At 36.7% G+C, this 20348-nt stretch carries 14 protein-coding genes; 7 read left to right on the top strand and 7 right to left on the bottom strand.

The features are described 5' to 3' along the window. Nucleotide 1: 1 nt before the first annotated feature. Together HND50_20125 and HND50_20120 are read right to left on the bottom strand one after the other, a co-directional pair. On the bottom strand, nt 2-367 hold the full coding sequence (locus tag HND50_20125; protein ID NOG47557.1) for a response regulator: 366 nt from the start codon (nt 365-367) through the stop codon (nt 2-4). Beyond that, nucleotides 364-3120: a GHKL domain-containing protein gene (locus HND50_20120; protein ID NOG47556.1), complete on the bottom strand. Its 2757-nt coding sequence runs from the start codon at nt 3118-3120 to the stop codon at nt 364-366. Before HND50_20120 ends, HND50_20125 begins: the two co-directional genes overlap by 4 nt. A 463-nt stretch (nt 3121-3583) precedes the next feature. Between HND50_20120 and HND50_20115 the strand changes: the two genes are divergently transcribed. Next, nucleotides 3584-4210 carry a FecR domain-containing protein gene (locus tag HND50_20115; protein ID NOG47555.1) on the top strand — a complete coding sequence of 209 codons (627 nt, stop codon included), beginning with the start codon at nt 3584-3586 and terminating at the stop codon, nt 4208-4210. Nucleotides 4211-4342: 132 nt separating this feature from the next. Here the strand turns inward: HND50_20115 and HND50_20110 are convergent, their stop codons facing one another. Further along, the gene (locus HND50_20110) at nt 4343-6514 is read right to left on the bottom strand and encodes a VWA domain-containing protein (protein ID NOG47554.1); all 2172 of its coding nucleotides are present in this window, start codon (nt 6512-6514) and stop codon (nt 4343-4345) included. Nucleotides 6515-6662: 148 nt separating this feature from the next. Between HND50_20110 and HND50_20105 the strand changes: the two genes are divergently transcribed. The 4 genes from HND50_20105 (at nt 6663) to HND50_20090 (ending at nt 10546) form a co-directional block, all read left to right on the top strand. Next, nucleotides 6663-7226, top strand: a complete 564-nt coding sequence (locus HND50_20105) for a sigma-70 family RNA polymerase sigma factor (protein ID NOG47553.1) — start codon at nt 6663-6665, stop codon at nt 7224-7226. 118 nt (nt 7227-7344) lie between these two features. Next, nucleotides 7345-7998 carry a hypothetical protein gene (locus tag HND50_20100; protein NOG47552.1) on the top strand — a complete coding sequence of 218 codons (654 nt, stop codon included), beginning with the start codon at nt 7345-7347 and terminating at the stop codon, nt 7996-7998. Then, nucleotides 7988-9079, top strand: a complete 1092-nt coding sequence (locus tag HND50_20095; protein NOG47551.1) for a hypothetical protein — start codon at nt 7988-7990, stop codon at nt 9077-9079. Before HND50_20100 ends, HND50_20095 begins: the two co-directional genes overlap by 11 nt. An 18-nt stretch (nt 9080-9097) precedes the next feature. Then, entirely contained in the window at nt 9098-10546 is a 1449-nt protein-coding gene (locus HND50_20090; protein NOG47550.1) for a T9SS type A sorting domain-containing protein, read from the top strand. A 123-nt stretch (nt 10547-10669) separates the two neighbouring features. On the opposite strand, the gene HND50_20085 is transcribed toward HND50_20090, so the two are convergent. Both HND50_20085 and HND50_20080 read right to left on the bottom strand, forming a co-directional pair. Further along, a complete protein-coding gene (locus tag HND50_20085) occupies nt 10670-12088 on the bottom strand; it encodes a hypothetical protein (GenBank protein ID NOG47549.1) in 1419 nt (472 codons plus the stop codon). A gap of 246 nt (nt 12089-12334) precedes the next feature. Next, a complete protein-coding gene (locus tag HND50_20080; protein ID NOG47548.1) occupies nt 12335-13828 on the bottom strand; it encodes a hypothetical protein in 1494 nt (497 codons plus the stop codon). Nucleotides 13829-14010: 182 nt separating this feature from the next. Between HND50_20080 and HND50_20075 the strand changes: the two genes are divergently transcribed. Further along, a complete protein-coding gene (locus HND50_20075; GenBank protein NOG47547.1) occupies nt 14011-16290 on the top strand; it encodes a carbohydrate binding family 9 domain-containing protein in 2280 nt (759 codons plus the stop codon). A gap of 226 nt (nt 16291-16516) precedes the next feature. Further along, nucleotides 16517-18151, top strand: coding sequence for a TlpA family protein disulfide reductase (locus HND50_20070; GenBank protein ID NOG47546.1), 1635 nt, complete (start codon nt 16517-16519; stop codon nt 18149-18151). Nucleotides 18152-18292: 141 nt separating this feature from the next. On the opposite strand, the gene HND50_20065 is transcribed toward HND50_20070, so the two are convergent. Both HND50_20065 and HND50_20060 read right to left on the bottom strand, forming a co-directional pair. Further along, the gene (locus HND50_20065; protein NOG47545.1) at nt 18293-19756 is read right to left on the bottom strand and encodes a peptidoglycan DD-metalloendopeptidase family protein; all 1464 of its coding nucleotides are present in this window, start codon (nt 19754-19756) and stop codon (nt 18293-18295) included. Beyond that, the gene (locus tag HND50_20060) at nt 19757-20131 is read right to left on the bottom strand and encodes a BlaI/MecI/CopY family transcriptional regulator (protein NOG47544.1); all 375 of its coding nucleotides are present in this window, start codon (nt 20129-20131) and stop codon (nt 19757-19759) included. It lies immediately after the preceding gene. Nucleotides 20132-20348: the final 217 nt, after the last annotated feature.

The following is a 20348-nucleotide window of genomic DNA, read 5'->3' as shown; positions in this document are numbered from 1 at the left end:
TTTAACTTTTTAATATTTCAGCAACTTTATCTACAAGTTTTTGAGTGGAAAAGGGTTTAACGATATATGAATCTGCTCCGGCGGACAAACCACGTTCAATATCTGCTTCGCGTCCTTTTGCCGTAAGTAAAATGATTTTAACATGGGCCAATTTCGTTTTTTCACGTATCGATTGACAAACCTCAAACCCGCTTCTAAAAGGCAGCATTACATCAAGTAAAATTAAATCGGGAACATACTCATCTACTATCTCAAGCGCTTCTTCCCCACTGCGTGCTTTTTGAACGTGATACCCGTTTTGCGCCATTAAAAACTCTAATGAAATCACGATATTTGGTTCGTCATCGACAATCAATATTTTTTTCATACACGTTCCCCCTGTTGCAGTTTGGAAGAAAAAGGCAAAGAAAATGAAAACTTTGCACCTTGCCCCGGTTTACTTTTCACCCAAATAGAGCCGCCGTGGGCTTCAACTATTTGGCGGGTGATTGAAAGCCCCAATCCACTGCCCTGTGGTCTTTCTTTGTCAGGATCTATTTTTGTTGCCTGTCTGAATTTTTCAAAAATTATAGTTTGATCGTCCTCATGAACGCCCATGCCGTTATCTTCGATATCAATTTGAATAACACTGTTACGTTTTTCAGAGCTGATTTTTATAAAACTTTCATCTTTGTTACAATACTTCACTGCATTGGAGAGTAGGTTTAACATAACCTGCATTAATTTGTCTTTGTCGCCATTTAAAAGATAGTTATGTTCATTTACAATTTCGAGTGTTATTTTCTGGTCCTCAAAAACCTTACCCATTGTTGCGATAGAATCTTCTATTATTTCGTTTAAGGAGACCGGGCTGAATTGCCAATCCATTTCCTGTGATTCGATTTTTTGAATATCTAAAATCTGGTTTATTAAGCGTGTCAATCTTTCAGTTTCTTTTATAATAATATTTAAAAAATTCTGTCGCTGCCGGATATCAATCTCGGGATTATCATATAAAATTTCCGTAAATGCGCGGACAGATGTGAGTGGTGTTCTTAATTCATGAGTGATTGTAGCAATAAAATCATCCTTAAACTGATCCATCTTTTTAAGTTTCTGATTTGCCCTTTTTAACTCATCCGTTGCTTTCTCGAGCTCCATGGATTTTTTTTCAAGCTCCTGGCTGTAAGCAATAACTTGCTGGGTCTCGCTTAAAATCTTCATCACATCATCGATGGAAACTTTTTTCTCTTTTACAACAGAGGAAACCATTATTCGTGCTGATGATGATCCAATAACACCTGATAATCTTTTTTCTACAAAATTTATTAAACCGGCATCCGCCAGTGGGCGGGTTTCCCAATCAAGATTATTCTTTTTTGCATAGTATGATAAAAGCCGCTCAGTGCGTTTGCTGCCAATAAAGCGTTTTAACAATGTTCTCAGGTCATCAATTGAGGCTGTTCCCTGGCCAATGGCGCGGTGTTCAAATTCCGGTGAATATTTGTCAATATCTACAAAAAGTGCGGCCTGGCTATATTCAATTGCAGATGGCCGGCCCAAAATAGAAACGCCGAAGTAAAAGAAACAGTTAAACAGGATGCTCCAAAACAGTGCGTGTGTAATACTATCAAGACCCGTTAAGCCTAAAAAAGCCATTGGTTTAAAAAGGGATATTCCAAACAACCCTTCTTCCATCAGCATGGGCGATACAATTCCGGCAGGAACAAGCGATGGCAAAGCCAATGTAAAACCCCAAACCAGAAAACCTGCAAGCATACCGGCTAACGCGCCGTATTTTGTACCGCCTTTCCAATACATTCCACCAAGAATAATCGGGGCAAACTGCGCTACAGCCGTAAATGAAATCAACCCGATAGATACAAGGGAGTAATGGGATTCTATAACACGGTAATAAAAATAGCTAAGCAATAATATAAGAATAATTGTTCCGCGCCGGATTAATAAAAGTAACCAGCGTAAATCTTTTTCTTCATTTAGTTTAAGAAATTTCAGACGTAAAATTAAAGGCATCAGCATATCATTGCTGAACATGGTACTTAAGGCAACAGTTGCCACAATTACCATACCTGTAGCAGCGGAAAGCCCTCCCAAAAATACAAGTAAAGCAATACCGGTTTGGCCAACGGCAAGAGGCAAAGTTAATACAAAAGTATCTGCATCTATCGGGCTGCCTTCAAAATGTAGTAAACCTCCCAAGGCAATCGGGATCACAAAAATATTGATGATTAAAAGGTACAATGGAAAAATCCAGACCGCTTTTTTTAAGTGGTCCTCATTTACATTTTCAACAACAGAAACCTGGAACTGTCTCGGCAGGAAAAGGATGGCCAGCATCGATAAAAAGGTTAAACCAAACCATGATCCGGATTGAATAATTGTCGGCTCAGAAAATAAACTGTCAAAATTTGTGAGCGATTTAGCTTTAGTAAAAAGATCACCAAAACCATCATGCAGGCTGTAAGTAACAAAAAAACCGATTATTAAAAAGGCGAATAGTTTTACAAAAGATTCAAAGGCGATTGCTGTTACGAGGCCTTCATGTCTTTCAGTGGCATCAATATGTCGGGTTCCAAAAACAATCGCAAAAAGCGCTAAAAGTAGTGTGATATAAAATGCCGTATCTTCAAAAAAGGGAATATCCTTAAAATTTGACGATGTAATTAAATCGGGATAATTGCTTAAAATAAAATAACTGGATGAAACTGCTTTTAACTGAAGTGCTATGTATGGCAATATTCCTGTTACAGCGATTAAAGTAACTGTGCTGCCAATTAAAATACTTTTGCCATATCTGGAAGATATAAAATCGGCAATGGAAGTAATTCTATGCTTTTTGGCAATGCGGATCATTTTTCTCAAGATAATCCAAAACAAAGGCGCCATTAACGTGGGCCCAAGATAAACAGGCAAAAAACCAATTCCACTATTCGCCGCTTTGCCAACACTTCCGTAAAAAGTCCAGGCAGAACAATAAACAGCCATAGATAAAGCATATATATATGGGTTACTAATAATGCTTCGTTTCTCGTCAGATCTTTTATCGCCATAGCGCGCTACCGCAAATAAAATGGCAATATAAATAAATGAAACGACTAAGATTAGTCCATTGCTCAGCATTTTAGTCCTGATTATTGGAATTAGAATCTGTTTGTTTATTTAAAAAAATAGCCAAAAGCGCCATCAGTAGGATAAAAAATCCCCAAATTGAAAAGAGATATAAAAGAATAACCGGGAAATTAAACAAACTATTATTATTTGTAAAAATAGAAATTATTGGCTGATTAAATAAAAAGAGGCCCAAAATAAAAATAAAAACAATAATTTGACACGATCGCAGGGAATTGTTCATAAGTGGTAATATTTAATACTACTTTTGGTGCTAAAATATAACAGCCACCCACTAAAAGTTCAAGGTTTCCCTCTGCTTAGCATTATTTAAATTAAGAAAATCCATAATTATTCTATTTCTACTTAACTTTTGTGATAACTTGATGAATATTGCAATAAAGATAGAAATTATATTTGGCTATCAAACCAAAAAATGTCCCAGACAAAAATAATAATTTGAAAGAGAGGATGTATGCTTTTAAAAACTGTCACACTCCTAACATTGTTCACTCTGATTTCATGTGAATATACAAAGAAAAAAGAAGTTACTTTAGCTGGTAAACCAAGCGTTTATTTTTTAATTGGTGATGCAAGTATAAACGGACAACCGGTTTCTCTTGGTCAGGAAATATTTAATGGTGACCTGATTGAAACAGGGAAAGAGTCGTTTCTCGAAGTAAAATTTGGCAAGCAAAGCGCATTTCGGGTTCGAGAAGAAAGCCAGGTAACCTACAACTTTGATGGATCGATAAATTTAAACATAGTTAAAGGAAAGGTCCTGAATATTTTAGAAAAAAACAGTAAGTATAAAGTACGTACACCAACAGCTGTTGCTGCTGTCCGGGGAACAATATTTTTTGTCAGTGTTATCGATCAGGACAAATCTTATTTTTGTGCTTGTAATGGTACCATCTCCATCGAGGATGATAAACAGACCGAATTGACTAACCTTTCATCTGCACACCATCATTCTAATTTTAGTGAACGGACTGATGATAAGCTTGAAATGGACCACGCCGGGATGATGCAGCATGATGATCTTGAAATTTTTGATTTTATGTACAGGCTGGATAATGCGGTAAAAAAGCCAGCTGAGTGACAAGTTGCAAATTCTAAAGGAAAAGTGTCATACTGAGCGAAGCGAAGTATCCCATTTGCTTGAGTGGATTCTTCGCTTCACTTTAATTCGCTCAGAATGACAAATATTACTCATTCAATATTTTAAGAAAACCTATTTCACAGTTTTATAAATGTCCTTTTTCCAGTTAAAAATAACCTGGTTACCCAAAGATAAAATCTTCCTGAGCTCTTTATCTTGATTCATTAAATCCAGATATTTTTTTCCCATAAATTGTATTGTTTTAATTTTTATAGATGTCGTATCAACTCCATTTTCAGTCCAGAAACCATCCTTTAAAGTAAAGGCTTTGCCGCTTACATTTTTATGTATAAACAGCATATCATCATCCTGCTCTGCTTCCTCCATCACCGCCTGACGCGAACTACTGGACATTACTGCTGAATAGCCACTGGCTTTGTTTGCATCTTTGCTCATACTTCCAAGTGCATCGTACATAACCCCGCCCATCCCGCGTGATGACATGGATTCTTTGCGCTTCTGCAATTTTGTTGTCATTTGCGATCTTGGTGCTCTTAATTCCAAATCAGCCAGCTCTGCTTTTTGTTCGGTCACAAGATAGGATGTATAAGGCGTTACAATTCCAAACTCTTCACCAAGGTTTTTAACAGACTGGACAAGCTCCTCATTTTCTCCTTCAAAGCGAATCTTATTAAGCAAATGATTTACTTTTCTGTTTGCCCAAAGTTTGGCGATAAAATCATTTTCAGTTTCACGTTTAGCAAATTTCATATCATAATCAAAACTGCGCCTGCGGGAATTTTCTTTGCCACTCAATGTAATTTCTGCTTTGCCGGATTTGCGATAACGCCCGGTCACCATAATGCGCTGGCCCTTAAAAATATCCGGTAATTTCTGCGGATAGACATCATAGATATCAACACCGTCTATTTCAATTTTCGTGTCGGTTAAAAGCGGACTGGAAATTTTTGTAAATAATCCAGAAATGGCGCTTTCGATATCTTCACCTGGTTTTACATAAGTTACACTGCCATTGCTTTCCTGTACCAGCCTGTCCAAAAGCCAGGTATTTACATCATAGCCAACACCAAAGTTAAACAGGCGGATAAAGTTGCCGCTTTCTTGTTGGATATTCTGTACAATTTGTTTGATATCGGTAATGCCTTCCGTTGGTAAACCATCTGTCAAAAAAACGATGCTTGTTGGCCGGTTGTCTTTTTTCTTTTTCAACTTTAATGCCTGTAACAACGCTTCATTAATATTTGTCCCGCCATTGGAGTTCAGGTTATCAATAAAATAGAGCGCGTTTTTTTTCTGTTCTTTCCCGGCTTTTTGCAGTTTCCCGGAAAAAGAATACACGCCGCTGCTAAATCGGATTATCTCAAAACGGTCGTCACTGTTTAACACATTTACACAAAAACGCAGTGCATCTCTTGCCTGCTCAATTTTTTCGCCGCCCATACTCCCGGAAACATCAATTACAAATATCACATCTTTAGCGATCGCTTTTTTATTGACGTTTCCAAATGCCGGGTTTGCAAAAAACATAAAATAACCGTCACGGTCTGTGCGCGGACGGAAACTTAACAGCGATCCATTTATTTCATTAGATGAAAGTGAATAAAACAATACGAAATTTCGGCTGCCATCAACATGTTTGCCGCTAAAACGTATGCTTACATTGCGACTGTCTTTTCGATCAATCTCAATTTTGTGCGATGGAGAATAAATATTTGCCAGTGACTGCCCGGCTTTCAGCTCCAGATTAATTTCATAGTTTTCAATTGCCCCCTGCCCACTTTGGCGGATTGGCAGCTCAAACTTATAATGCCCGGATTCAAAAGGCACAACCTGGCTATAGCTTAATTCAATCTGGCGTGTCTCATTTGGATTGATTGGGAAAATACTGGCCTTAAACAAGCCATAATCTGCATATTCCAGTAAAGCCGGATCATTCATCCTACGCACAATATCTTCATAAATAGAACGTGCTTTTTTGCTGTCCAAAAGCTGGCCCTTCGTTTTTTTACCATTTATATAAAGATAAAAATCATCAATCTGGGCAATTCCCGGCAGGCTGTAAATATATTCTCCCTGCAACCGCCGTGATGATTTATTTTGGAAAGACTGCTCCAGTTTTACCTGCGCTACATCCTGTGAGATGTTGATGCTCGTAATAACTTTAGTCAGCTCGATTGGCACTGCTGGCATTTTAGGCGGCAATGGCTCTGGAAAAATAATACGCCCTTGGGCAAACAATAAGCTGGTGCTTAGAATGATTGATAAAAATATTCGCTGTAACATAATTTCCTCCAGTAAGATTATAAATTATTATTTTTCTATTTTGTTCAGACGCGATTAATCGCGCTCTCCGTTTTGTATTTTATCTTGCTTCTGGACTTCCGTTTCATTTACTTCTTACCACTTAATGCTATTAACTGACAAAAGGTAAATGCTCAAACGAATTTTTCTTTCAGATAACGAAGTTTTACGGCGGATAAAAGCGAATGACAGGACTGTTCTTGGTGAACTGTATATTAGCAATGAACGGATTATTTCCAGTTATATAAAAAACCACGGGGGTGGCGCAGCGGATATAGCGGATTTGCTGCAAGAGGCAATAATTGTTCTTTGGCAAAACGTAAATGCCGGCCGATTTGAATTGAGCGCAAAAATTAGTACTTACCTTTTTGCCATCGCCAAGAATAAATGGATGGCTGAAAAGCGGCGTCAGAAAAAATTAGATCATAATATTGAATCTCTGGAAAACAAAACAGATGGAAATAATTCACTTGATAACCTAATAGATGATGAACAGAAGTTGTTAGTAAGGGAAGCCTTGCAAAAACTGGAACCGCCATGCAAGGAACTGCTGTTGTTGTTTTATTTTGAAGAACGCAGTATGAACGAAATTGCTGAGATTTTAAATTTTGCCAACAGTAACGTGGCCAAAGCCAAAAAGTATCAATGCAAAAAAGCATTGGAAGTCTTGATAAAATCTATTGAAAAGAAATGAGAATCTTTAAATAGTCTTCCTGGTTTTGATAGTGAGACACAATTAATTCAAAAATGTATTATCACCATTAATATATAACGTAGAGACTGCGATTAATCGCGTCTCTACAAATAAAAATATGGATTTATACAAAAATACATACAGAACTGATACAACCAGGTTAAAATATTGGGACTATTCAAATCCCGGATTATATTTTATTACCATCTGTACATTTAAGCATCTTAATTTTTTCGGCCAGGTTATTAATGCCAAAATGCATTTGAATGATCAAGGAACCATTGCTTTAAACAATTGGCTTAAAATTAAAGATCAATTTGACAGTGTCATTTTAGATGAATTTGTAATTATGCCTAATCACATTCATGGAATAATTTTAATTACAAAAAGTGAAAAGGAATCCAATGAAAGACTGGATGTAATAAATCAAAACGACAATAACAAATCGGTTCATGGTAGAGACGCGATTAATCAATTCAATGATAACAAATCAGTTCATGGTAGAGACGCGATTAATCGCGTCTCTACAAAACAGGGTGGAATAACAGGCGAAAAAAATCCGATGATTTCAAAACATTCCATATCAAAAATTATTCGATGGTATAAAGGCAGATGTACATTTGAAATCAAAAAAACCATCAACCGAAGCTTTCAATGGCAATCACGGTTTTATGATCACATAATCAGAAATGAAAAATCATATCTGAAAATAAAAGATTATATCCGATACAACCCAAATAAATGGGAAGATGACAGGTATTATGAATCTTGATTACATACATAAAAACGATATACATGAAAAGTATGTCTTGGGAAAACTAACAAGCAAAGAAAAAACTGCTTATGAAGCTTTCCTCAAAGAGAACAAACAAGCTCAAAAAGAGTTGCAGGAAACCCTCGACCTGATTGAAGGATTGCGTGAAACCGGAACAGATTCAATGAGGCGGGAAATTGAACGTCAGGTTGAAGAAATCCGTTCACCAAAAGCAGATTGGTCCATAATTTATAAAGCTGCTGCTGTTCTGTTTATTTTTGTTCTACTTCCATCCGTCATTTATTTCCAGCTTTTTGACAAACCTGAAGAATTAATTGCTGAGAAAACAACGCCAGCCGTTTATGAAGAGCAAATGAGTGAAGAAGAAGGCGATGAATTAATTGCGCAAAGAGTCGGCGGGGCAAAAGATAAACCTGTTCAGGAGTCGCGAAAAAAAATAAAAAAAAGTGAGGCAAACGAGTTATCAAAATTAGAAGAACCAAAAAGACAGAGAAAATCTTTGCAGGATTTAATGGTCGAGTCTGAAGATGATGCAATTGGTGAAACAGAAACAGCTAATCCGCAAATTGCAAAATTAAAAAAGTTACCTGCAGAGCAAATTACCCTTGGTGAATCAGCTGACATTGCCGGTAGTGAAATATCGGCCAACAAACTCGAAAGCGCAGACCTAGATAATACTTTAAATGCAGCCGGCGGGTATGCTTCGGGTTCTTCCGGAATGAGAAGCAGCGCACCATTAGCAAAACAAAAAGGGTTAGTTTCTTCTGTGAGTAAAGAAAGCGCCCTTAAAAATTATTCGTTTAAAATAAATAAAAATGACATCCGTATTATGCTAAGTCAAAATGATTCGATTCGGGATTTTCCAAAATCTTTTCCGGTAAAAGTAATAGAAAAAAATCAAAACTCATTATCATTACAGTTGGATGTATCCAATGAAATCTATCTTATAAAAAAGGATAATATTCTTGTCACTTGGAATAATAAGGATAGTCTTCTCATTACATTCCTCAATCAGTTTGTATATAAAGTAAATTTAGACTCTGCTACTCCAAAAGCGAAAAAAATCAAGGAAAACTAAAAATTCAATCGGGCAAATATGATCAAACAATTTCTCCTTATCTTTTTAATCCTTTCATTAACAGCTGTGAATGGACAACTCAAAATTGAAAAAGCATTTCCTGAAATATTTTTTAACCGACCTATTGATCTGCAATATGCACCGGATAATTCTGATAGGATTTTTGTAGCAGATCAGCAAGGATATATTCATGTTTTTCCAAATGATTCGTCTGTTATTTCCAGCGAAATTTTTTTCAATATTTCAGATTCAATTAGCAGGGTGGGAAATGAAGAAGGTTTGCTTGGTCTGGCCTTTCATCCTAATTATAAAAAGAGCGGGCATTTTTTCGTTTATTACAGTGCAAAAGGCGCACCCAAGTCTATCGTTGCACGTTATTCTGTAAGTCCCCAAAATCCAGACAGCGCTGATCAATCCACAAAAAAAATCATTATGGAAATTGAACAGCCTTATCGTAATCACAACGGTGGACAAATTGCTTTTGGACCGGATGGGTATCTATATATTGCTTTAGGTGATGGCGGCAGTGGTGGTGACCCAAAAGGACACGGCCAAAACAGAAAAACCCTTCTTGGCAGTATTTTGCGCATTGATGTAGATAGCAGCAGCCAGGGCAATAATTATACAATTCCGGCAGATAATCCATTTGTTGGAAATGACAGTAGCTGGCGTGAGGAAATTTATGCTTATGGTTTAAGAAATCCCTGGCGGTTTAGCTTTGATATTGAAACAAATCTATTGTGGTGCGCAGATGTAGGTCAAAATGCATATGAAGAAATTGACCTGATCGAGTCCGGGAAAAACTATGGCTGGAATACAATGGAAGGTTTTCATTGTTATGGATCTGCTTCTTGCATTGATTCGGGTTTAACTATGCCCATATGGGAATATCCACACAATGGTGGCGATAGATCAGTAAGCGGTGGCTATGTTTATCGCGGTACAAAAAACCCAGAATTGTATGGCAAATATATATACGCCGATTTTCTTACAGGAGAGATATGGGCGTTGCAATATGACAGTTTAAACGGGGCACAAAACGAACTTCTTTTAAACAGTGATAAATTTATTTCAGCTTTTGGGGTAGATCAAAATAATGAATTGTATATTTGTGCATTTGATGGCTGGATATACAAGTTTGAGCCCATTGCCACCGGTCTGGAAAAAAATATTGAAACTCTTCCCAAATTTTTCAGATTGCATCAAAACAAACCCAACCCATTTAATCCCAGCACTAAAATTTCATTTGAATTATCAAAATCCGGAACGGTGGAAATATCCATTTTTAATATTAATGGCCAAAAGGTAAAATCACTTTATAGTGGTTTTAAACAGCAAGGTTTGCATAACTTTATATGGAATGGAGAAGATGATTTAGCTAATTCTGTTTCAAGCGGAATTTATTTTTATAAGCTTATCTACGAAAACAAGTATGTAGAAACACGTCGAATGCTCCTCATAAAATGAACCAATCTAAAAACAAAAAAGGACCATGCAAGATTTATTAATGCATGATCCTTTAAATCGAATCAAATCTAATTCATTGTATCAGATTCCTGCTTAATACATTCAGGAATGACACCATAACAATTACCTGTAAAGGTTGATTGTTCTTTTTGCTCCATTGAGGCTGATTTCGCCAATTCCATCCTGCAGGTCTACTTCATAAACTTCGCCATTATGAGTCAAAGTTCCGGAACCGCTGCCATCTGGAGTAAAATTATATTCTCCTGTAGCGATCGGATCAGCTCCAGCGTCGTATCGTGTTTTATTCAAATAGACATCGTATTTTAACCAGGCACTGCCATCAGCGTAATATTCAGCTGAAACTGTTATGTAATAATTATCTGCTGTAGTCCATGTTCCATCCAATGTCGTAATATCAAAACCCTCCATCGCAACCAAACGGCCTGTTGCGCCATTCCGGCGGGTAACATCCATTTCTGTTACCAGATAATCATCTTCTTTGCTTACTTCAAGATGCATGCTGGCTGAATCAACAACACCATCGCTGAATGTAATAACTTCCTTATAATCACTGGTCATTTTCTCATCTATAAAATCAAAAAGCACACTTGCGGATTTAAAAATGCTGGCCAGGTAAAATCCTGATGGAAATGTTGTTGTTGCTTCATAGGAACCTTCGCCATCATCTTCCACGTTATCGAAAGAGCCGGTTATCGTTGTTCCATTTTTAAAGGTCCGGGAAAACGTTCCTGTTCCATTATTGTTAAATGAAACGGAATTAACTTTTGTCTCGCCATCTTTAAAATAATAGGTTTCCTGGATATCGCCACTGCCATCCGGGTGCAAAGTAATTTCTGATATAACCTTTTGAAGATTGCGGTTTTCATTGTACTCTGAAGTAGTGGTTGCTGTAAACCCTGTTACTTCACCCTCTACATCCCAATCTGTTGCAACCATTTCTGAAGCAATCGATTGTACAATAAAAACAGGGGCAAATCTTCTTAAATTATATAAACTTTTAAAACGGTCATCTATTTCAATATTTAGTTCATTAATATCAATTATAATAGATGTTGAGTCATATTGCACACGTTTGTCCGGATCAGAATCGGTTGTAACAACCTGATAACGGGAAAACCCTGAGTCAGCGTCAAAAAACAGGCTTGCAATAATAATTTTTGTTCCTATTGTATCACCAAAACTTCCAATTAAAGTTTCACCATTGGTTTTAAACAGTTTTGGCATTTTGGCAAATTTAGCTTTGGCTTCTCTTGTTAAATTATTAGCTCTCTCTTTTAAAAATGTTACAGCCCCGGTTGGAAAATCAACTTCGACTTCATCAACTTCCTGGGGATTTGTCAGGCTACCAATTTCATCACCCGTGCCTGCAATTTGGTTTACCTGGTATCCAAACGCTACTTGGTCCTGAACCTCTTCTGATACTTCTAATTCTACTTTGTCGTCTGTGGTGCTGGTTTCGCTGCATGAGTAGAAACCCATCCAGATTATTATTAGAAAAAATGAAAAAATAGAACGTTGCATGATTCCTCCTGTTTCTTTGGTTAAAGATATTTTATAATGTCAAAATTTGTGCCAACGCCGGAAAACTTAATTTAATAACATCGGCAATGGCTTTGTCGGTGATCAATTCTTAAAAAAAATATTTAGTGTGCAGAAAGGATACTATTTTAGCTGAATTGAGTTTCGGCTTAACTGTTTTAAAGATGATAAAAAAGTGGAGATAAAAGAAAGAAAATGCGGAGATAATCTCCGCATTATTTTTAATTTTTAGAAAGTAAAAACTGTTTGGATCAATGTACTTTTGATTGTTTCATCACTGCCTTTAATAATTCCATTGCCATCTTTATCGCGGAATGTCTGACGGAAATCAAAAACGAGTGCTGCACCACCACCAATATCGTAACCAAATTTGTAACCGATTATTGTGCCTTCGGTTTTATCAAATAGTTTTTTCAGGCCAGTATTGTTTTGGTAAAAGTATGCACCGGCAGTTTTAATTTTTGGAATCAAATCTGAATTTAAATCCAGGTTGGCACGAAAGGTTTTTAATTCCACTTTATTTTTAGACATATTCTGATATTCGGCGCCAAATACAATAAAATCCGCAATATTAAAATCTGCACCAATAACATAGCCTTGGAGTTTCTCATTTATTAATTGCAGTTTTTGACGCTTGGTTAAAACGCTATCGCCAAACTGAGTTACACGCTCCAGCTCGTAAGTTGTATTAAAGTATTCAGGGAGAAATTTTTCATCAAAAATGCGATACTCAGCAAAAGCATTAATAAAAGCAAACTTTGCACGAACACCAGGTGCACTGGCTCCCCAACCGCCATCATTCATAAATTGAGCAAATTGAGAATAGACTGTTAAGTTTAAGTATTTTTGCTTTACAACCGGATAAGCAATATCAGCGGCAAATGCCAATTGATCTTTGTCCTTTGCATTTTTGATGTTTAAAGGATCACCTTTTAATTCGACACCATCAGGATCGTTATTGGCAATAAGCGGATCCTGAGAATTATCGGTATAACCATCACCATCCTGGTCCGGATCAATTCCATCAGGAACACCATCACCATCTGTATCAATACTGTATTTTTTCTTATTTGGAAAGTCATCAACAAAATCCGGCACGCCGTCACCATCGCGGTCTTTTAAACCTTTAAATTGATTAATATCGGCCACTGCACTAACGCCAAGTTCCAAATCACCAATCACTTTAAAACTTAATCGCCCGGCTACAACACCGCCGCCATCAAATGTTTCAGAAAAATTATTTACCATACCCTGAAAACCAAGACGGTCGCCCTGAAGTCCAATTTCCATCCCAGTGCGGATCACACTTGGGTATTCAATAGCGTTAGAATAATGGTTCATCAGCAAACCATATCCTAGTGTATAGTTGTCTATGGCCCCTGCCTTTACATAAAACGGATCACCCGGTCTGGCCCAACGCACAAAATATAACTTTTCAAAAAAGTCGCTGGCTTCATCCCAATTTTCTTTGCGAATATTTCCATCAGCATCAAGATAGAGGCTTAAATCAAGAGCGATTCCAAGCTTACCCATTGTTATTAAAGGACGAATACCAATCTGATTATACACTTCACCATCCAAAACAGCAGCGCCAGCCGAAAGCCCCATTGTAATATCAAAACCGCCGGACTGTTCTTCCGGTTGTGGCATAGGTGTTTTAGTTTCGCCTGCATATAAGGATATTGAGAACAGGATTAATAAGACAAAAGAAATCAAACGCATTTTTCCTCCTTCATGAATGTAAAAGACGGTTTAATATATACAATTTTAGATTTTTAAGAAATAAATCGGGCATATCTCTAATCGGCAAAGAAGCGGCCATTTTAAATTTCATTGTAACATTTTTATTATTGACCGCGTAATTATTTTATCATTCCTCAAAAACTAGTTTTCCGGGAGATATTATGCATAAAAAGATACTAATCTTATCTTTTACTTTTTTTATTTTAAATTCTTTACCCATGATGGCCGGAGAAACGCCTGACCTTCAAACTTTTACACCAAATATTAACCCGGAATTGAAAATACCATTTTTAACAGATCAAATGGAAATTGACGGCGAGCTGGATGAAAGCCTTTGGACAGAAGCTGCTATTGCAGAAAACTTTGTTGAAACCCAACCCGGAGACATGGTAAAACCTCAGGTCGGCACAAAAGTCCGGATTGCTTATGATCAGGAGTTTTTATATGTGGCTTTTATTTGTGAAGATGATCCGGATAAAGTACGTGCTTCTTTACGCGACCGTGATGAAATATGGAATGATGATTATGTTGGCGTCCTGATTGATACTTATGGAAATTCAAACTGGGCTTATTTTGTTTTTTCAAATGCTTTTGGCGTACAAGGTGATACACGTTTTTCAGAATCCGGTGGTGAGGATGACCGGTTTGATATGATTTTTTCTTCAGCAGGAAAGATAACAGATAAAGGCTTTCAGGTTGAAATGGCAATTCCTTTCAGCAGTATGCGCTTCCCTGATAATGATGTCCAAAACTGGCGTATAAATTTTTGGCGTAACCACCCACGTGAAAACCGCTACAATTATTCCTGGACAAAAATCGATCGCGATGATCCTTGTTTTTTATGCCAATATGGTGAAGTAAAAGGCGTTGAAAATATTGTGCCGGCAAGTTCTTTTGAGCTGTTACCGGCAGTTATTGCCAATCAAAGCGGACAGTTGTCAAATTTTGACAATCCCGGATCAGCATTTAAAAATAAAGACTTAAAAGGGGAAGTAGGTTTAAGTTTTAAATGGGCGGCCACACCCAGCTTAACTGTGGAAGGAAGTGTGAATCCAGATTTCAGCCAGGTAGAATCGGACGCTTCGCAAATTGATGTAAATAATACATTTGCACTTTCGTTCCCGGAAAGACGACCATTTTTTCAGGAGGGTTCTGATTTATTCCAAAGTTGGCAACGGATTGTTTACACGCGCTCCATCAACAATCCGATAGTTGCTGCAAAAATTATCGGACGTTGGGATAAAACTACTTTGGCCTATCTGGGAGCGGCTGATGAAAAAACCCCGGTTTTTCTGCCATTCGAAGAAAGAAGCCGTTTTGTGGCAATGGAAAAAAGTGTTTCAAATATTTTAAGATTTAAACAAGAATATGGTGAAAATAATTTTATTGGTGCATTGATTTCTGATCGGCGGTTAGACGAAGGAGGCTCGGTTACAAACTATAGTATAGATGCACTCTATCGCTTTTTTAGTAATTATCAAATTGAGTTCCAGGCTGTTGGCAGCACAAATAAAGAACCAAATGATACATCTTTAACATCATCTTTTAATGATATTACTTTCTCAAACGGAAAACATAATGCCGGGTTTGACGGTGAAACGATCAATGGAAATTCAATTTATGCCAGTGTAGAAAGAGATGGGCGGCATTGGCGCTTTGATGTAGATTTCAGGCAAACTTCTCCCACTTTTCGAACGGGGAATGGTTTGGTTACTCAAAATAATAATCGTCTTGTATCTTTGCAAACAGGATATACTTTTTATTTTGATGACAATCCCGTTTTTAAAAGGATTCAGCCAAGGATTAATACAGCCCGCCACTGGAATTATACCGGAACTGTTAAAGATGAATGGATTGCGCCGGCAATATTTATGAACCTCGAAGGTCAGACAAACGTCGAGTTTGGTTGGCAGATTAACAATGAGCGTTTTTCTAAAAAGGAATTTAATGCGATTAACAGAGTCTATTTCTGGACAAATTCCCGCTTTTCTGAAATGGTGTCTCTTGGCTTTTTTGTTAGAAGAGGTAATTATATCGATAGAAGTAACCTGGTTAAGGGTCATGGAACACAGGTATTTGAGGCCTGGGGTACTATTAAACCACTTGACAATTTTATCATCCAGCCGGAATACACTTATGCAGAATTGATCCGCAAGACAGATGAAAAATTTTCTTTTGCAGGATCCATTTATAGAGTTCGGGCAAACTATCAATTTACGCGTGAACTATTTCTGCGAATGGTTTTGCAATATAACCAGTTTAACGATGTTCTGGATATTGAGCCCTTGTTGAGTTATAAAGTTAATCCATTTACCATATTTTATTTAGGAATGAGTGCAGACAAAGTAAATTATAATAATAGCTCATTTTTGGCCTCTCCAAACTGGACAACAACATCACGACAATTTTTTATGAAATTTCAATATCTGTTCTCAATTTAATGAAAATAAAACCGATAAATATGGTACTACAAGTATCCGGTGAACGGCTCAAAGTTTTTCCCCCAACCCAAAATTCACCGGATTTTCAAAAGACTCTCAGAAGGCCTATTGGTTCCTATCCGGGAGTCTTTTTTTATTGTTTAAAAGAGCATTCAGAGTTTGGCAATCAGCTTTTCATATCGTATATTTCACTGTTAAATAATTACACCTATAAATGGAGAGGAACATGTTCAAAATTATCCTAATATTTGCAGCTTTACTGCAATTTAGCTTTGCCGGAATTACAATAAACGGCCAGATAAAAAATGCCGAAGGTAAAGCACCAAAATTTGCCGATGCTCATATCGTTGAGTTTGGCGGAAGTACCAGTAAACCACTTAAAAGCACACATGCTGATAAATCCGGTAATTTTTCACTACAGGTTGAAAGTGGAAAATATTATATGCTTTATCTGACTGCAGTAGATCATAAAGCCTTAACAGTACCCCTTGTAACTGATGAAAAAGAAATTACAGTTGATGTGACTATCCAGCTTAAAGCCAATAATTACAAAAAAACATTTGAAGATGTAAAAATAATTGGGGATTGGAACAAATTCAGTTTCCGAAGTGCTGAGGATATGAAAAAAACGGATGACGGGACTTTTATTTACAGCCTTAAAAGTGATGCAGAAAAAGTGGCGTATCAACTTATTGATGTGGATAACGATGGCCACAGTGTAAATGGCAACATGAATAATTTATTTGAATATGACGGTGGTGGCGACTATAAATCTATTGTAAAAACAGTAAATGGTTCAGCCACAATCGTTTTTGATCCTGCAAAAGTTTTCCGCTCTAACTCAAAAGACGTTCCAAAAGTTGTTTATAAAAACAATGATGAATTGAACCAGATTGCTGCAATCGATAAAAAAGCAAATGCCGGGTTGGATAAGTATTACAGTGCACGCAGAACATATAATTCCAAGCACAAAAGTCTTGATGGTTTTAAGTTTGATTTTGCCCCATTAGCCGTTTATCTGGAAAAACAAATGAACCAGGATAATAAACTTATCGCACGCTATAGCGCTACAAAATATGTTAAAATTATCAACGCCAAATATAAAGATGCTGACCCCAAAATTGCAGTTGAACTATTGTCAATTACGGATCCTCTTTGGAGTCTTAATTCTAACTCTTTAACAAATATTTATAGTGAAGCGTATGGCAAAGAAAAAGCCAATAAAATGATTGCAGAAAGTTTTAACAAAATTCCTTCTAAAAGTGTTCAGGCAAGAATTTTGGTTAAACAAGGTATGGAAGCAAAAGAAAATGACAATTTGAAATTGATGGCAAATGTTTATGATAAACTGGTTCAAGGCTATCCCGAACTTAAAGGCGAATTACGTTGGTATCTTGGTGAGCTTGATCCGAGTAAAGCCATTATGAAGGGCAAACAAGTACCAGATTTTGATGTGCAGCTTATCCATAGTGAAGAACGGGTTTCCAGAGAGTCTATGCTTGGGAAATATTATTTGATTGATTTCTGGGCTGTTTGGTGTAGTCCATGCCGCGTAGAAATGCCAAATCTTCATGCAGTATATAAGGAGTTTAAAAGCGATAAGTTTGAAATCCTCAGTCTTTCATTTGACCCAAAACTTACAACAGTTGATAAATACAGAAAAGGTACCTGGCCAATGCCTTGGTTGCATACTTTTGTAGAAAAAGGTTTTGAAAACGAATTAAGCAAAAGATTTGAAGTTATAGGAATTCCTAAGCCTATTCTTGTAAACAGCGAGGGTATTATTATTGCTACAGGAAGTGAATTACGAGGGGAAAATTTAAAGAAAACCTTAGAGAAGCATTTAAACAAAGTGATGTAAAATTTTATTATACAGATTCCATCCCGCATGGGATGGAATCTATTTTAAAGATTTCATTCCGAATTTATTTCGGAATCCAATTAACCTTGAGTTTTAAGAAAATGGATTTTGAAACAAAAAAAATGACGGCATTTTAATTTTTCAGAATTTAATATAATCTTTTGGATTTACCGGTTTTCCATCTTCACGAATTTCGAAATGCAAATGAGGCCCCGTGGACACACCTGTGTTACCAACCAAACCAATCACATCCCCTTTTTTGACTATTTGACCTTTTTTAACAAAATATTTATTTAAATGAGCATACATGGTTTTTAATCCATCCTTGTGCAAAATAGAAACTCTTTTTCCATATGCCCCGCGACGCCCTGCCTCTACAACCTGGCCTTCTTCAGCAGCAAAGATTTCAGTTTTTGCAGGTGCTTTCAAATCAATCCCATCATGGTGTCTTTCTTTTTTTGTGATTGGATGACGTTGCTCTCCATAGTTTGACGTAATTTTAAAATTTTTCAAAGGTGATTGAAAATCTAAAGGTTTTACCATTATCGAGCTGGCAAATTTTTCTACAGTAACTTTTTCGTGGATTGGCTTTTCCTGTGGATTACTCATTGATATTGAAATTGCTGTAATTACAAAAAGTACAAAATAGCTGGTAAAGTTTAGTTTCTTATTCATTAACAAATCTCCTTTTATTGCAGTTAAACGGGTTTTTATTTTTGATTTTTTATCGGACATTGCAAGGATAAACAACAACACTGCATTTGGTTGTTTACTTACTGTTTTTAATAAAGATAGTCCATACTTTTGGTGCGATATGTTCCCTTTTTGCAATACCAGACGGTCACATTCCAATTCGCGTAACTGATTAAGTTCTTTTACTAAAAACCACACGAGTGGATTGAAAAAATAAACAGCCTGTATGAATGCTAAAATTATAATATGCAGGTCATCCCATCTTTTAATGTGCGCCATTTCATGTGCAATTACAGATTCCAATTGAACCGATGGGCCATTTTTAAAAATGCTTTCAGGAATAATTATTTGAGGTCGGAAAACACCAATCGTAAATGGAATTGTAGTTTTATTGGTAAGACGAATTTTAACAGAACGTGAAATATTGAAATATCTTTTCCAATTTTTCTGGTAAGAAAGAATTGTATGTTTAGAGTTTATCTCAGCCCCGGAAATATATTTTTTATACCTTAATCTAAGCAGGCAAAATATTATAAAAAAAAGACCCGAGCCTACAAACCAACTCGTAACAAAAATAGTTTTTAGATTATATCCCGAATTTGAACTAAGGTTTTCCCGGACAATTGAACCACTATCTCCTGTTAACATTGCCGGCTCCTCAATAGAGAAACCGGTCATATTTGGTTCTACTTCAAAAGATGATAAAAGCCAGCCAAGTGAGTTAAATCCGGGAATAATCTCAGTTGGCAAAAACAATCGAAGCAAAACTAAAGCCAAAAGCGCGTATCGTAATTTAAAATTTTTCTTAAATAAAAAATGCTGTAACGGCCATACCAGAAGAAAAATTATTAATGAAAAAATTGAATTTATAAAAAGAAATGAAATTATTGAGTTATCAAGAACAGTAATCATTTATTTCTCCCCATCAAGCAAGGAACGCAACTCTTCAATTTCCTCAGTGGATAGTTTTTTATTCTGCGCAAACAATGAAACAACTTCGCCATAGCTCATTTCCAGCACGCGATCGGCCATAAACTGAACCCAGCGAAACAGGCCTTGCGGACGGCTCAATAAAGGTTCATATAAAAATACACCATGAAATTCTTTTCTATTCAGGAGTCCTTTTTTGTTCATCCGATCCATGGTTGTTTTTGTTGTGGAGTAAGCCCATGTGTAGTTTTGGGGCATTTGGTCATGCACTTCCCGGATAGATTGTTCACCCTGGCGCCAAAGGATACGCAGAATGTCGTATTCAGATTTGGATATTTCCGGAATTGGATTTTTCATGTGTCGCTCTCCTGTTACATTGTAATAACTTGGCGACAATATATTGCACAGGGATTATGAAAGCAAATAAAATTTTTAAATGGCTTAAATGCGACTTGAATCAAATTAAATGTAACCCTGGCCATTTCAAAAAGTAGTCGTTGACTCATAATTTATGTAACCCAAAACTGGAGTCTAAAATTATGAGTGGTCATTCTAAAAAAGAATACCTGAAAAA

Source organism: Calditrichota bacterium (assembly GCA_013112635.1).
Classification (GTDB): domain Bacteria; phylum Calditrichota; class Calditrichia; order Calditrichales; family J004; genus JABFGF01.
This window is presented reverse-complemented; position numbering and strand designations above follow the sequence as displayed.